The organism is Vibrio sp. RW (assembly GCF_027587105.1).
GTDB classification, from domain to species: domain Bacteria; phylum Pseudomonadota; class Gammaproteobacteria; order Enterobacterales; family Vibrionaceae; genus Vibrio; species Vibrio toranzoniae.
Genome location: NZ_JAPPTM010000010.1, coordinates 114,629 through 127,207 on the forward strand (window position 1 = coordinate 114,629; position 12,579 = coordinate 127,207).

Consider the following 12,579-nt stretch of genomic DNA (forward strand, 5'->3'; position numbering starts at 1 on the left):
CCGATGAGGGATGAGAGTGAACGGGATTCGAAGGGAATAAGAGTAGATACGGGATGCGAGTTAATGGGATTCGAAAAGATTAAAAAAGATGTGGAGCCAAGATGGTGAGTCACGAAGTCTTTTGCTCTTCGCATTTCGCCATCTCGAATCCCTCATCTTTATTTTGATCAGTTCTTGCGACGCCTTACCTTCAGCGCGTGTGGCATCACACGCAGCTTCTTCATAATACTTGCCAGATGAACACGATCTTTCGTGGTCAGCAAGATTGTCACAGTGTACAAGCGTCCATCACGTTCTTCCGTTGAAATCGCGTGAATGTTAGATCCTGTTTTTGAGACAACATTCGTTAACTCAGCCAGCGCACCTTGGTGGTTTTGTAGATCAACTTTAAGTTCAGCGATGAACTCTTGATCATAACCATCAGACCATTCAACCGCCATGTATTTATCTGGTTCTTTCTGGTAACCACGAACGTTTGGACACGTTTCACGATGGACCACAAGACCACGACCTGGAGAGACATGGGCGATGATGTGATCATCTGGAATTGGGTGACAACATTTAGCGAATGTCAGCAGTAGACCTTCAGCACCACGGATAGGCAATTTCTTCCTAGGTGTGCCGCTGCTGTTTTCCATTTCAGTCAGTTCGTCCGCATCACCGAGTAGACGGCGAGCAATCACGATACTCATCAACTCACCGAGACCAATTGATGTCAGTAAGTCTTCAATGTTGGTCAGACGAAGATCAGACAATACATGGTCAATATTCTCTTGGCCGATATCGGCAATAGAACGCTCGCCAAGGGCGTGATTAAGTAAACGACGACCTAGCGTAATCGACTCTTCGCGGCGCATTGTTTTTAGAACCTGACGGATCTTAGTACGTGCACGAGAGGTCACAACGTAGTTGAGCCATGCTGCATTTGGACGAGCGCCCGGAGCACTGATGATCTCAATCGTTTGACCATTCTTCAGCGACTTGCTGAGTGGGTAAGGGTTCATGTCTACACGAGCCCCCACGCACATGTTGCCGACATCGGTATGGACCGCGTAAGCAAAATCGACCGCGGTTGCACCTGCAGGAAGTTCAACAATGCGACCCTTCGGCGTGAACACGAAGATCTCATCTGGGAACAGATCAGATTTAACGTTTTCAATAAATTCGAATGAGTTACCTGCGCTTTGTTGAAGCTCAAGTAAGCTCTGCATCCAACGTTGTGCTTTAACCTGTGCGGTTGTCCCGTTGCTGCTGCGCGCGCCATTACCTTTGTAAGACCAATGTGCTGCGACACCTTTGTCTGCCATTTGATCCATATCTTCAGTACGGATTTGAACCTCAACGGGCACCCCATGAGGGCCGATCATTGATGTATGCAGAGATTGGTAGCCGTTGGCTTTTGGTACCGCAATGTAATCTTTCATGCGGCCAGGGCGTGGCTTGTATAGGCTGTGAGCCTGACCAAGTGCGCGATAACAAGTATCTGGGGTATCCACAACGACGCGAAAAGCATAAATGTCCATAATGGTGTGGAAGCGCTGTTCTTTGGTTTTCATCTTGTTGTAGATAGAGAACAGGTTTTTTTCGCGACCAAGCACACGCGCTGGCAAACCGACTTCTTCAAGACGGCCTTCAATTTCGTTATGGATACGTTGGATCATTTCCTTACGGTTACCACGTGCAGCTTTCACTACGTTTTTAAGTACACGATAACGGTTAGGGTAGAGGGCTTCGAAGCCCAACTCTTCCAGTTCGGTCTTGATGTTATGAATACCAAGACGATGAGCTAGCGGAGAATAGATTTCTAGAGTTTCACGGGCAATACGACGCTTTTTGTCAGGACGAAGAGCCCCAAGCGTGCGCATGTTGTGCGTGCGGTCAGCTAATTTGATCAAGATAACGCGGATGTCTTGCACCATAGCGAGAACCATCTTGCGAAAGTTCTCAGCTTGCGCTTCTTTGCGATCACGAAATTTAAGCTTATCCAGCTTAGATACACCATCAACCAGTTCAGCAACGGTAGTGCCGAATTGAGCTTCTAGCTCCTCTTTTGTAACTTCAGTATCTTCAATTACATCATGGAGTAGGGCGGCTTGCAGAGTTTCGATATCCAGACGCATTTCTGCCAGAATTCTTGAAACCGCTACAGGGTGGATAATGTATGGTTCACCCGTTGAACGGGTTTGCCCTTCATGGGCGTTTCTCGCTACCACATAAGATTGACGCAGAGCCTCAACTTGAGGCTCTGTTAGGTATTCTTGGGCAACGTCTTTGAGGCTATCGAATAGATACAAATTAAAGGCCCGGAAGGTTAATTAGTTCGAATGACGCTTTTAGCGGCTGTGAGCTAACGACTGCGAGCTAACGAGTGTGAGTAATGCTGCTTACTGCTGCAAGTTCAGCCGCTTCTTGCTCTTGTTGCTCTTGACGCTCACGAGCGTCTAGTACGTCTTTAGTGATAAGGCTTTCTTCGATTTCGCGAAGGGCGATAACCGTTGGCTTATCGTTTTCTTCAGGCACTAGTGAATCTTTACCGCCAGTTTGCATTTGACGTGCGCGGCGAGCCGCAATCAGAACTAGGTCGAAACGGTTGCCAACTTTTTCAACAGCGTCTTGAACAGTTACGCGTGCCATGAGGACTCCAAATAGTAATTAACTAATAAATTTTTAATGACGAGAAAGTATACAAGTTTAACTAGATACTTACTAGCTTACCGTATACTTATCTCAGTGGAAAATCCAGTTATAGATTATTCCGCCAGTAGTGCTGTAAGCATGCCGCTGTATTTTGCTGCTTGCTTATCTTGTTTTAAACGTTCCGCACGAATGATAGCTCTGAAGTCCATTAGGGCTGCATCAAAGTCATCATTCACGATCACATAATCGTATTCTGCATAGTGAGAAATTTCTGATTTTGCTTCGCTCATGCGTTTCGCAATAACGTCGTTGCTGTCTTGACCGCGAACATTCAAACGACGCTCAAGTTCACCATTTGATGGTGGAAGAATGAAAACACTCTTCGATTGAGGCATTTGTTTACGGATCTGACGAGCACCTTGCCAGTCGATATCTAAAAATACATCGATACCGCGGTCTAGGTTTTCTTCAATCCAAACGCGTGAAGTACCGTAGTAGTTGCCGAATACTTCAGCGTACTCTAGGAACTCACCTTTATTAATAAGGTCTTCAAAATGATGTTTTTCTACAAAGTGGTAGTGAACACCATTTTCCTCACCAGGGCGCATACCGCGAGTGGTGTGTGAAACAGATACCTTCATTGCGTAGGTTGGATTGGTTTCTAGCATTGCTGAGATCAAGCTCGACTTACCTGCGCCACTAGGTGCAGATACGATGTAAAGAGTACCTTTGCCCATCTGTATATTTCCACTGTTGGTTGGATTAAGTGCAGGCGATAAACCGACACTATAAAAGATAGCACTGACCTTAATTGTTGTACCGATGGTTGCATCTATAAAGGAATAGCGAGTGAAACCAATAGAGGCAACTGGTGAAAATTAGGTCAGAAAAATGGAGGCGAAGAGTAGCACATTTAGATGATTGAGAACAACTGGCTTGATCGTTATTTATTAGTGAATGATCCTTTGACTGAGTTTGGTATAAATGTAATGACCCTCGACGCTCATTTTTTTATGTGATCTAGGCAAAAAATGTTGATGTTTTAATCTCAATCCTTACAATCCGCGCAAACGATTAAATGCTGTATATACCTAGTGATATGGACTAGATGTTTCTACTACCGAGCCTACCTTGGTGACTACAGTTTTTAGTGTAGAGACCTCTCTATTCTCACAGCATTTGAATCACCAAATTCTTAATTTATTGCAAAGGTTTTGTTGTGAGTACCGATTCCACCCTGAAAGCCCAGAACACCTCTGGCTCGCTTGATTCGATGTTTAAAATCACTGAAAGAAAAACCACGATTGGCACTGAACTGTACGCGGGTTTTATTACTTTCTTGGCGATGAGCTACATTCTTGCGGTTAACCCGGCCATTTTGGGGGGGATCCCAGGTATGGACAAAGGGGCGGTATTTACTGCAACGGCATTGGCTGCGGCTATCGCAACGCTCATCATGGGCATTTGGGGCAATTACCCAGTCATGCTTGCACCGGGTATGAGCATGAACGGCTTCTTCAAAGGTTTGCTATTAAGTGGTTCAGTTGCTGTGCTTTGGAATGAGGCGCTGTTCGGTATTTTCCTGTCAGGTATCTTGTACCTCGCGTTTTCGTTAACCAATATTCGTAAGTCGATGATTGAGTCGATTCCTGAAGACTTGAAGTTGGCGATTACTGTGTCTCTTGGTTTATTCATTGCTTTTTTAGGCCTTAAGAATGCAGGCATCATTGTTTCTAACCCGTTCGTACTGGTTGGCTTAGGCGACATTTCCGATCCAAAAGTGGTCATCGCTTACGTGAGCATCTTCATCGCACTAGGCTGTATGGTTCGTGACATCAAGTTAGCGACGTTCATCTCGTTCGTTTCTGCTATCGTATTGACCATTCTTGCTGACTTCTTCATGGGTACTTCAAACGCACCCATTCCTGATCAGTTTGTTGCGATGCCGCCAAGCATGGCCGGCAGCTTCGGTGCTATTTTTGATTTCTCTGCTTTCACGCCTGAGAAAATGTTCGATCTATTGTTCATCGTCCTTATCTTCCTGATTGTCGATTTCTTTGATGGCCTGAGCACGATTGTGGGCGTTGGCCGTGATGCGGGTATCATCGATAAAGATGGCAAGGTGCCAAACGCGAAGTCAGCGTTGGTTGCTGATGCGGGCGGTACGGTGATTGGTTCGATTCTTGGTACGACATCAATTACTGCTTTCTCTGAGTCTGGCATTGCTTCTTCTCAAGGTGCAAAAACGGGGTTAGCGGCAGTGATGGTGGCTGGTCTGTTCTTAATCTCGCTCTTCCTATACCCAATCTTCTCTATCTTCTCGGCAGCAATGGTTGCGCCAGCGATGGTCGTGGTCGGTATCTATATGGTGGGCCGTCTTGGTCAGATTAATTGGGAAAAGAAAGAGTCACGTATTGCAGCCTTCTTCACCATCATGTTCACCGTACTAAGCTTCTCACCTGCGAACGGAATGGCGATGGGCTTCATCAGCTACGCATTCACTATGGTTGTCGCGGGTAAGCGCAAAGAAGTACACCCGCTTATCTACGGACTGTGTGTGGTGTTCTTAACTTACCTGATTCTGCTATAAGCTTAATGCGAAGTAACGCTTGTTAAGCAACAGTCGTTAAGCAACAGTCGTTAAGTAACAGTCGTTAAGTAAAAAAACAATAGATGGCTCTGCAGTGAATGTGGGGCTATTTTTGTATTCGTCACCTCTTAGAATGCGCGACTTATATTGATGCATGCTATTTTAGAGGTTGGATTAATTATTTTTTGAAGAGTGACTATGTCTTCTCATTTACCTGAATCTTTTAGTAAACCGTTTTTAAAAGTGTTCCACATTATGGAAGCGGTATTGCTGGTGGCGATCACACTGGCGACCTTGTTTGCGATGGTCGAAGAGTTCATGCACGTTTTTTCTGAACGCCGAGTGCAACTGACCGATATTCTTCTGATGTTTATTTACTTGGAAGTGTTGGCGATGGTTCAGCAGTTTGTGATGAACGGTAAGATCCCAGTCCGATACCCAATCTACATTGCGATGATGGCGATTGCTCGTTACATCACCTTAGGTATGAAGGAGCTCGATGCAGTATTGATCGTTTGGTTGTCTTTAGCGGCATTTACCCTGGCAGCTGCCACATTACTGATTCGAGTCGGACATCACTATTGGCCCTATGTCGACCTTCGAACTAAGCAACCGGATGAGTGAGTGTTAGTTTTCTTTCGACTCAGCGCGTAGCACAAGAGCCCCAGTTCGCTGGGGCTCAATAGATGCGAATTGAACGAAAAATAAATTTTATTGAAATAACGCTTTACAACTTAGCTCAGATAACTAATAATCACCTCGCTCTGTTTTCAGAGTTATTAAATGAAACATCCAGTTGTAAAGAAAAACCCTCAGTATTGCTTCGTTGTTATCCTCAGTGTTTCCCTTAGCTTCATAGATACATTAAATAATTCAAGCTTTCAGCGCATCGCACTTTTGGCGATTAATTTTTTATTTTTATATAAGGGACACAACATGTCTAACAAAACAAACGGCGTAGTAAAATGGTTTAACGAAGAGAAAGGTTTCGGTTTCCTAACTCAAGACAACGGCGGCGCTGACGTATTCGTTCACTTCCGTGCTATCGCTTCTGAAGGTTTCAAGACTCTTAAAGAAGGCCAACAAGTGTCTTTCGAAGTAGAGCAAGGCCAAAAAGGTCTTCAAGCTGCAAACGTTGTAGCTGTATAAGATTTAAGTCGACGCAGGTTGTATACAACCTGCGTCACTTTCCCGCTTTACCTTCTGCTTTAATTTCTATCTCCTGCTTCAAGTTTTCATCTCCCTCTGAAATATCTTTAATACCTTTTTACTCTCGTTACCCCCATTACTTCTTTACACCCTTATCGTAATCCACAATCTATACTTCGTTCTAAGCTAATGTTCCGGCTCAATTCAGATCTTCTATTTTTCTTGCTGTGCATCATTGTATTTATAAAAAAAGCCCCTAAATTTAGGAGCTTATCTTTAAGTTAACCAACACTGATTCAGCTAATGGTTATTCAGCGTGTTACTGACAAACTGTTATTCAATGTTTTGGATCTGCTCACGCATCTGTTCGATAAGAACTTTAAGCTCTACGCCTGATGCAGTGATGTCTGTGCTGATGGATTTAGACGCTAGCGTGTTTGACTCACGGTTGAACTCTTGCATCATGAAGTCTAGCTTACGGCCACAAGCGCCACCTTTCTTCAATACTGCGTTTGCTTCTTTCACGTGAGAATCTAGACGATCCAGTTCTTCTGCCACGTCTGACTTCTGAGCCAGTAGGATAAGCTCTTGCTCAACGCGAGAACCTTCAAGTTCAATTTTCGCATCTTCAAATTTGGTAAGAAGACGCTCACGTTGCCATTCTAGGATCTCAGGCATGCGTGCACGAACTTTCACGACTTCTTCAGTGATCGCATCTAAGCGCTGTACGATGAGCGCTTTCATGTTTTCACCTTCGCGAGAACGAGCATCAATGAACTCTGCGATTGCTTCGTTGAATGCGTCCAGTAGGTCTTGGTTGATGGCATCCATATCTTGCTCAGGTGTTTCCATCACGCCAGGCCAGTTCATCACTTGGAATGGGTTCAAACGGCTCTCTTCACCTGTCATCGTCATTACTTGGTTCGCGGCATTGATTACTTGCTGCGCCAAACCTTCATTGATGCTGAGTTCGCCCTTTGCTGCTGGGTTTGCTTCAAAACGTAGGTTACATTCAACCTTGCCGCGCGCTAGACGCTTACGAAAGCGCTCACGTAGGATTGGCTCTAAACCACGGAACTGTTCAGGCATACGGAAGTAAGTTTCTAGGTAGCGTTGGTTTACACTACGGATTTCCCATACTGCGCTGCCCCAATCGCCTTTTACTTCTTTGCGTGCGTACGCGGTCATACTATAAATCATCGAATTTTCCTGTCTTTTATCATTCTGAAAATAACGCGCACGCATAGTATCACGATACGAGTTGCACCCGAAGCCAGAGCTTTTCACGTGAGTTAGCCTTTCAGTATCATTCTTTCTTTCACGATAGTTTCCTTTTCGCAGTCGTTTCCCTTTCACGGTAAACCTCCTGTTACGAAAAATAGCTTTCGATGGTAAATCGCTTTGAACGGTAAATAGATTTGAAAGGTAAACTGCTATATAATCTTGCCCCAATCAAAACTGTCTCACCCCTTTCTCAGGTGATGCACTCTTTCGATAGTAAATCACTTCAGACTGTTAATAAGGTAGATACCAATGCGTCCAAATGACCGCGCTGCAGATCAAATTCGTCCAATTAAAATTACTCGTAACTACACAGCTTATGCTGAGGGTTCGGTATTAGTTGAGTTCGGCAACACTAAAGTTCTATGTAATGCAACGGTAGAAGAAAACGTGCCGCGTTGGTTAAAAGGCCAAGGAAAGGGTTGGGTAACCGCTGAATACGGCATGCTGCCACGTGCAACACACACTCGTAACCGTCGTGAAGCGGCGAGTGGTAAGCAAGGTGGTCGTACGATGGAAATCCAACGTCTGATCGCTCGTAGCCTACGTGCTGTTGTTGATCTAAAAGCAATGGGTGAAATCATGATCACTGTCGATTGTGATGTTATCCAAGCAGACGGCGGTACACGTACTGCGTCTATCTCTGGTGCAAGCGTAGCGATGGCTGACGCAATCAAGAGCCTATTAGACAGCGGCAAACTGAAAAAGAACCCAATGAAAGGCCACGTAGCGGCAGTTTCAGTGGGCATCGTTGGTGCACAAGCACTGTGTGACCTTGAGTACGTTGAAGACTCAGCAGCTGATACCGATATGAACGTTGTAATGACCGAAGACGGTAAGATGATTGAGATTCAAGGCACCGCAGAAGGCGAACCGTTCAGCCACGAAGAGCTGATGCAGCTGTTGGCTCTGGCGAATAAGGGCATTGCCGATATCGTCGAAGCGCAGAAAGCGGCGTTGGCAGAATAGTTTTTAGATAGCTCCCAAATGGGGGCTATTTTTTTATTTAGAAAATACAGCATCGTTAGCTTTCGAAGTGATCGGAAGCTAGGAATTGGAAAGTAAATTAATTTAGAGGATGAGCATGAAAGCATATCAACGTGAATTTATTGAATTTGCACTAGAGAAAGAAGTACTTAAGTTTGGTGAGTTTACTTTAAAGTCTGGCCGTAAGAGCCCTTACTTCTTCAATGCTGGATTGTTTAATACAGGTCGTGACCTAGCACGCTTAGGTCGCTTCTACGCAGCAGCATTGGCAGATTCAGGTATTGAGTTCGATGTACTATTTGGCCCTGCATACAAAGGTATCCCAATCGCAACAACAACAGCGGTAGCACTGGCAGATCACCACGATGTGGACACGCCTTACTGCTTTAACCGTAAAGAAGCGAAAGACCACGGTGAAGGTGGCAACCTAGTCGGTAGCGCACTGGAAGGTCGCATCATGCTTGTAGATGACGTGATCACTGCAGGTACTGCGATTCGTGAGTCGATGGAAATCATCCAAGCGAACGGCGCTGACTTAGCGGGTGTGCTTGTTGCTATCGACCGTCAAGAGAAGGGCAAAGGTGAGTTGTCTGCAATTCAAGAAGTTGAGCGTGACTTCGGCTGTGCGATTATCTCAATCGTTAGCCTGACTGATCTAGTGACTTTCCTTGAAGAGAAAGGCACAGATGCAGCACATCTAGACGCAGTAAAAGCGTACCGCGCTCAATACGGTATCTAATTCGTAAACTGAAGAAGCTGAACCTGATGGTTTAGCGCTCTAGGTTAAGAATCGAAAAATCAAAAAGGCCCGAAAGAGATAGCTCTTTCGGGCCTTTTACTTTTCTATTGAGGTGAGCTGCTTTCTTATCTATTTATAACGAATACCGCGCTCCACTTCTGGGTCTTCCATCGTTTTGAAGCGCTTGTGCAGCCACATCCATTGCTCTGGAGCTCGCAAAATAATCTTCTCAAGGTAGCGGTTCATGTAAGCCGCCGCCGCTTTCTCATCTTTTTGTGGATAGTTATCTTCGATCGACTCATCCGCCATAATCTCATACTTGCCATCGGCATTTCTAAAACCTGACCCAGGAACCAGTGCACATCGGCTGGTGTACGCAAGAATACTGGTGCCTGTGGTAGTACATGCATCTTCTACCGCGAAGAAAGGCACAAACACTGATTTGTTACGGCCGTAATCATGATCCGGCAGGTAGAAAAGGATTTCACCCTGACGCAGAATTCGAATCATACGTTTCACATCTTTACGGTGAATCAGGCGATTGCCATTCTGAGTACGACCACGGTATTGAATGAACTCATAAGCCGGATTATTGTGTGGGCGGTAAACCCCTAAACCTGAAATCCCGAGAACAGCCATTGCTCGCGCGGTGATCTCTAAGTTCAAGGCATGCACACAGCACAGAAGAACGCCTTTGCCGTTGGCTTTGTGCGTACGTAGCATTTGAGTGTCTTTGTCCACTAAGATGCGCTTGAAGCGCCATGTTGGCCAAAACCACGTAATACCGGTTTCGATCAGCGCCATACCCGTATTCTTGAAGTTCTCACTGACCATTGCCGCGACTTCATCCGCTGGCTTGTCTGGGAAGGATAGCTCCAAATTACGGGTTGCTACCGCGACGCGCTTCTTGCCAAAACGAGCACCAAGAGAACCCAATGAACGACCTAGCAGTAATAATATACGGTAAGGGAGTACATTAACGATAAGCGCTAATAATCCAAAACCGAACCAAACGCCCCAATATTTTGGGTGGAGTAGTGCCAGAGTAAAAGGTGGCTTAGTAATAACGTGTTGTGCCGTGCCGTTTTCTGGAGAAGTTTTCGTCGTCATAACCATCACTTAAGGTTTGATTGCTACTTAATTTAATTGCTACTTAATCTGAACGCTTAGCAGAGCCCAGTAAGCATCAAAGTTTTCTGTCGGTTGATATTTGAAGTCTGAGCGAACAAATCGATTTAAGCTGCCTTCAACCTGACCGAGCAATTGCGCGGCTAAGATTTTTTCATCAACCGGGAATGATTTCCCTTCACGAAGTTTTCTTTCACGCAGAATTTGGCGAAGTTGAGTCTCAATACGCTCGAAAAGTTGATTGATTCGTTCACGAAGACGCTCATTCTCAAACATTAGAGCATGGCCCGATAAAATACGAGTCAGGCCTGGGTTACGCTCAGAGAAGACTAAGATAAGTTGCATTACTAGGCGTATACGTTCAAGTGTGTCTTTCTCTTCATTGAGAATACGGTTGATTCGAGACATCAACGCTTCTTCAATGAATTCGATTAGGCCTTCAAACATCCGAGCTTTACTTGGGAAGTGGCGGTATAACGCTGCTTCAGATACGCCGACTTGTTTGGCCAACTTTACCGTTGTGATACGAGAAGCACCTTCGGTCGATTCCAACATTTGTGCTAGAGCTTGCAGGATTTCTTCACGACGGTTTGATTTTCGAGTACCAGCCATCTATTTACTTCCTTTCCTAAAGATGAGGATTGAGTGAAGAAGGATTATAAACACCATTCAATTCTGTTCCTAGTTTTGTAAGACCTAGGTCAACAGAATCGAGAGGTGTCAGCAGGTTGTCAGAGTTAAATCGTGTGTTTATTCGACAATAAGTTGCTGGATCTGATCGAGGATCTGGAAACCTAGCGTATCTTTGCTATCAAGAGGCAGAGATTTATCACCACCTTTCCAATAAAGGTGCAGCTCATTGCTGCTGCTATTAAAGCCTTGGCCTTCGACAGACACATCGTTGGCACAAATCATATCGAGGTTCTTTCTTTCCAGTTTGCCGCGCGCGTATTTTTCAATATCTTGAGTTTCTGCAGCGAAGCCTACGGTAAAAGGGCGACCTTCGGTCATTGAAGCAACAGAAGCGACAATGTCTGGGTTCTTCACCATTTGAATGGTCATGTCATCTTTACCGTCGACCTTCTTAAGCTTTTGGTCTGCGATGGTCTCGGGGCGATAATCGGCAACCGCGGCGCAGCTGATGAAAATATCGTGTTGAGCTACACTGGCTGTAACGGCATCAAACATCTGTTGTGCGCTATCTACATCAACACGAGTTACTTTGTTTGGTGTCGCGAGTGATACAGGGCCACTGACTAGAGTGACCGTTGCGCCTTGTTTAGCAGCGGCTTCAGCTAACGCGTAGCCCATTTTGCCTGAGCTGTGATTCGTAATGTAACGTACAGGGTCGATCGCTTCACGAGTCGGGCCTGCAGTAATAAGTACAGAACGGCCAGCCAGTGGCTTAGGTTGGAAGAAGTCTTCACAGCGATGCACGAGCTGCATTGGTTCTAACATGCGTCCCATACCGACATCACCACACGCTTGTTCGCCTGCAGCTGGGCCCCAGATTTCACAACCCCGGCGTTTTAGCGTTGCGATGTTCTCTTGAGTGGCAGGGTGGCTGTACATTTGCTGGTTCATGGCCGGAGATACCGCCACTGGCGCATCGGTTGCTAAAACCAGAGTCGTCAGTAGGTCGTTGCCCATGCCAGCAGTCATGCGCGCAATCAGATCAGCGGTTGCTGGGGCTAATAATACTAAGTCCGCCCACTTTGCGAGCTCGATGTGTCCCATCGAAGCCTCAGCAGCAGGATCAAGCAAACTATCAGACACTGGCCTTCCAGAGACGGCTTGCATGGTGAGGGGAGTAATGAACTCCTTGGCCGCATTTGTCATCACGACTTGTACCTGCGCCCCACGTTCAATTAAGCGACGAGTCAGTTCGGCACATTTATAAGCAGCGATACCACCACTAATACCAAGTAGGATTTTTTTCCCTGCTAGGCCTTGTTGGTCAGCGTTACTCAGTTGATTAACCAATGTTTGCATGATTCTGTTCCTTAATTTTTCTGGGACTTACGATATCAGAACAAAGGATTAGTGCCTAGAAGCAGAGTTCGAACAG

General features: G+C 45.6%; 12 protein-coding genes and 1 riboswitch. Of the genes, 5 read left to right on the forward strand and 7 right to left on the reverse strand.

Going from position 1 to position 12,579, the window contains the following annotated elements; all coding sequences use genetic code 11:
• Nucleotides 1-167: 167 nt before the first annotated feature.
• The 3 genes from spoT to gmk all read right to left on the reverse strand — a co-directional run bounded on the left by spoT (nucleotide 168) and on the right by gmk (nucleotide 3,374).
• On the reverse strand, nucleotides 168-2,294 hold the full coding sequence (gene spoT / locus OCT63_RS11485) for a bifunctional GTP diphosphokinase/guanosine-3',5'-bis pyrophosphate 3'-pyrophosphohydrolase (protein WP_161687366.1): 2,127 nt from the start codon (nucleotides 2,292-2,294) through the stop codon (nucleotides 168-170).
• A 67-nt stretch (nucleotides 2,295-2,361) separates the two neighbouring features.
• Nucleotides 2,362-2,634, reverse strand: a complete 273-nt coding sequence (rpoZ, locus tag OCT63_RS11490) for a DNA-directed RNA polymerase subunit omega (protein WP_060466930.1) — start codon at nucleotides 2,632-2,634, stop codon at nucleotides 2,362-2,364.
• Nucleotides 2,635-2,750: 116 nt separating this feature from the next.
• A complete protein-coding gene (gene gmk / locus OCT63_RS11495; protein WP_269983752.1) occupies nucleotides 2,751-3,374 on the reverse strand; it encodes a guanylate kinase in 624 nt (207 codons plus the stop codon).
• A 324-nt stretch (nucleotides 3,375-3,698) separates the two neighbouring features.
• A riboswitch (purine riboswitch) is annotated at nucleotides 3,699-3,798 on the forward strand.
• A 58-nt stretch (nucleotides 3,799-3,856) separates the two neighbouring features.
• Here gmk and OCT63_RS11500 point away from each other — a divergent pair.
• The 3 genes from OCT63_RS11500 (at nucleotide 3,857) to cspE (ending at nucleotide 6,376) form a co-directional block, all read left to right on the forward strand.
• Complete coding sequence (locus tag OCT63_RS11500; RefSeq protein WP_017055632.1) at nucleotides 3,857-5,227, forward strand: NCS2 family permease; 1,371 nt, start codon at nucleotides 3,857-3,859, stop codon at nucleotides 5,225-5,227.
• Nucleotides 5,228-5,425: 198 nt separating this feature from the next.
• A complete protein-coding gene (locus OCT63_RS11505) occupies nucleotides 5,426-5,851 on the forward strand; it encodes a phosphate-starvation-inducible protein PsiE (protein ID WP_161672378.1) in 426 nt (141 codons plus the stop codon).
• Between the two features lie 312 nt (nucleotides 5,852-6,163).
• Nucleotides 6,164-6,376: a transcription antiterminator/RNA stability regulator CspE gene (gene cspE / locus OCT63_RS11510; RefSeq protein ID WP_017055634.1), complete on the forward strand. Its 213-nt coding sequence runs from the start codon at nucleotides 6,164-6,166 to the stop codon at nucleotides 6,374-6,376.
• Between the two features lie 333 nt (nucleotides 6,377-6,709).
• Here the strand turns inward: cspE and OCT63_RS11515 are convergent, their stop codons facing one another.
• Nucleotides 6,710-7,576 carry a YicC/YloC family endoribonuclease gene (locus tag OCT63_RS11515; RefSeq protein ID WP_269983753.1) on the reverse strand — a complete coding sequence of 289 codons (867 nt, stop codon included), beginning with the start codon at nucleotides 7,574-7,576 and terminating at the stop codon, nucleotides 6,710-6,712.
• Between the two features lie 333 nt (nucleotides 7,577-7,909).
• On the opposite strand from OCT63_RS11515, the gene rph reads away from it, so the two are divergent.
• A complete protein-coding gene (gene rph, locus OCT63_RS11520; RefSeq protein WP_060466935.1) occupies nucleotides 7,910-8,626 on the forward strand; it encodes a ribonuclease PH in 717 nt (238 codons plus the stop codon).
• 115 nt (nucleotides 8,627-8,741) lie between these two features.
• The gene (pyrE, locus tag OCT63_RS11525; RefSeq protein WP_026084102.1) at nucleotides 8,742-9,383 is read left to right on the forward strand and encodes an orotate phosphoribosyltransferase; all 642 of its coding nucleotides are present in this window, start codon (nucleotides 8,742-8,744) and stop codon (nucleotides 9,381-9,383) included.
• A gap of 129 nt (nucleotides 9,384-9,512) precedes the next feature.
• Here pyrE and lpxL read toward each other — a convergent pair whose 3' ends face one another.
• From lpxL to coaBC, 3 genes are all read right to left on the reverse strand, one after another.
• Complete coding sequence (gene lpxL, locus OCT63_RS11530; protein WP_269983754.1) at nucleotides 9,513-10,493, reverse strand: LpxL/LpxP family Kdo(2)-lipid IV(A) lauroyl/palmitoleoyl acyltransferase; 981 nt, start codon at nucleotides 10,491-10,493, stop codon at nucleotides 9,513-9,515.
• A 39-nt stretch (nucleotides 10,494-10,532) separates the two neighbouring features.
• Complete coding sequence (gene slmA, locus OCT63_RS11535) at nucleotides 10,533-11,123, reverse strand: nucleoid occlusion factor SlmA (RefSeq protein WP_060466937.1); 591 nt, start codon at nucleotides 11,121-11,123, stop codon at nucleotides 10,533-10,535.
• A 138-nt stretch (nucleotides 11,124-11,261) separates the two neighbouring features.
• Nucleotides 11,262-12,503 carry a bifunctional phosphopantothenoylcysteine decarboxylase/phosphopantothenate--cysteine ligase CoaBC gene (gene coaBC / locus OCT63_RS11540; RefSeq protein WP_269983755.1) on the reverse strand — a complete coding sequence of 414 codons (1,242 nt, stop codon included), beginning with the start codon at nucleotides 12,501-12,503 and terminating at the stop codon, nucleotides 11,262-11,264.
• Nucleotides 12,504-12,579: the final 76 nt, after the last annotated feature.

Bases quoted from the DNA above. Each gene is read 5' to 3' on its own strand.
- pyrE (WP_026084102.1), top strand. From the start codon at position 8,742: ATGAAAGCATATCAACGTGAATTTATTGAATTTGCACTAGAGAAAGAA.
- rph (WP_060466935.1), top strand. From the start codon at position 7,910: ATGCGTCCAAATGACCGCGCTGCAGATCAAATTCGTCCAATTAAAATT.
- OCT63_RS11505 (WP_161672378.1), top strand. From the start codon at position 5,426: ATGTCTTCTCATTTACCTGAATCTTTTAGTAAACCGTTTTTAAAAGTG.
- OCT63_RS11515 (WP_269983753.1), bottom strand. From the start codon at position 7,576: ATGATTTATAGTATGACCGCGTACGCACGCAAAGAAGTAAAAGGCGAT.
- cspE (WP_017055634.1), top strand. From the start codon at position 6,164: ATGTCTAACAAAACAAACGGCGTAGTAAAATGGTTTAACGAAGAGAAA.
- slmA (WP_060466937.1), bottom strand. From the start codon at position 11,123: ATGGCTGGTACTCGAAAATCAAACCGTCGTGAAGAAATCCTGCAAGCT.
- rpoZ (WP_060466930.1), bottom strand. From the start codon at position 2,634: ATGGCACGCGTAACTGTTCAAGACGCTGTTGAAAAAGTTGGCAACCGT.
- gmk (WP_269983752.1), bottom strand. From the start codon at position 3,374: ATGGGCAAAGGTACTCTTTACATCGTATCTGCACCTAGTGGCGCAGGT.
- lpxL (WP_269983754.1), bottom strand. From the start codon at position 10,493: ATGACGACGAAAACTTCTCCAGAAAACGGCACGGCACAACACGTTATT.
- coaBC (WP_269983755.1), bottom strand. From the start codon at position 12,503: ATGCAAACATTGGTTAATCAACTGAGTAACGCTGACCAACAAGGCCTA.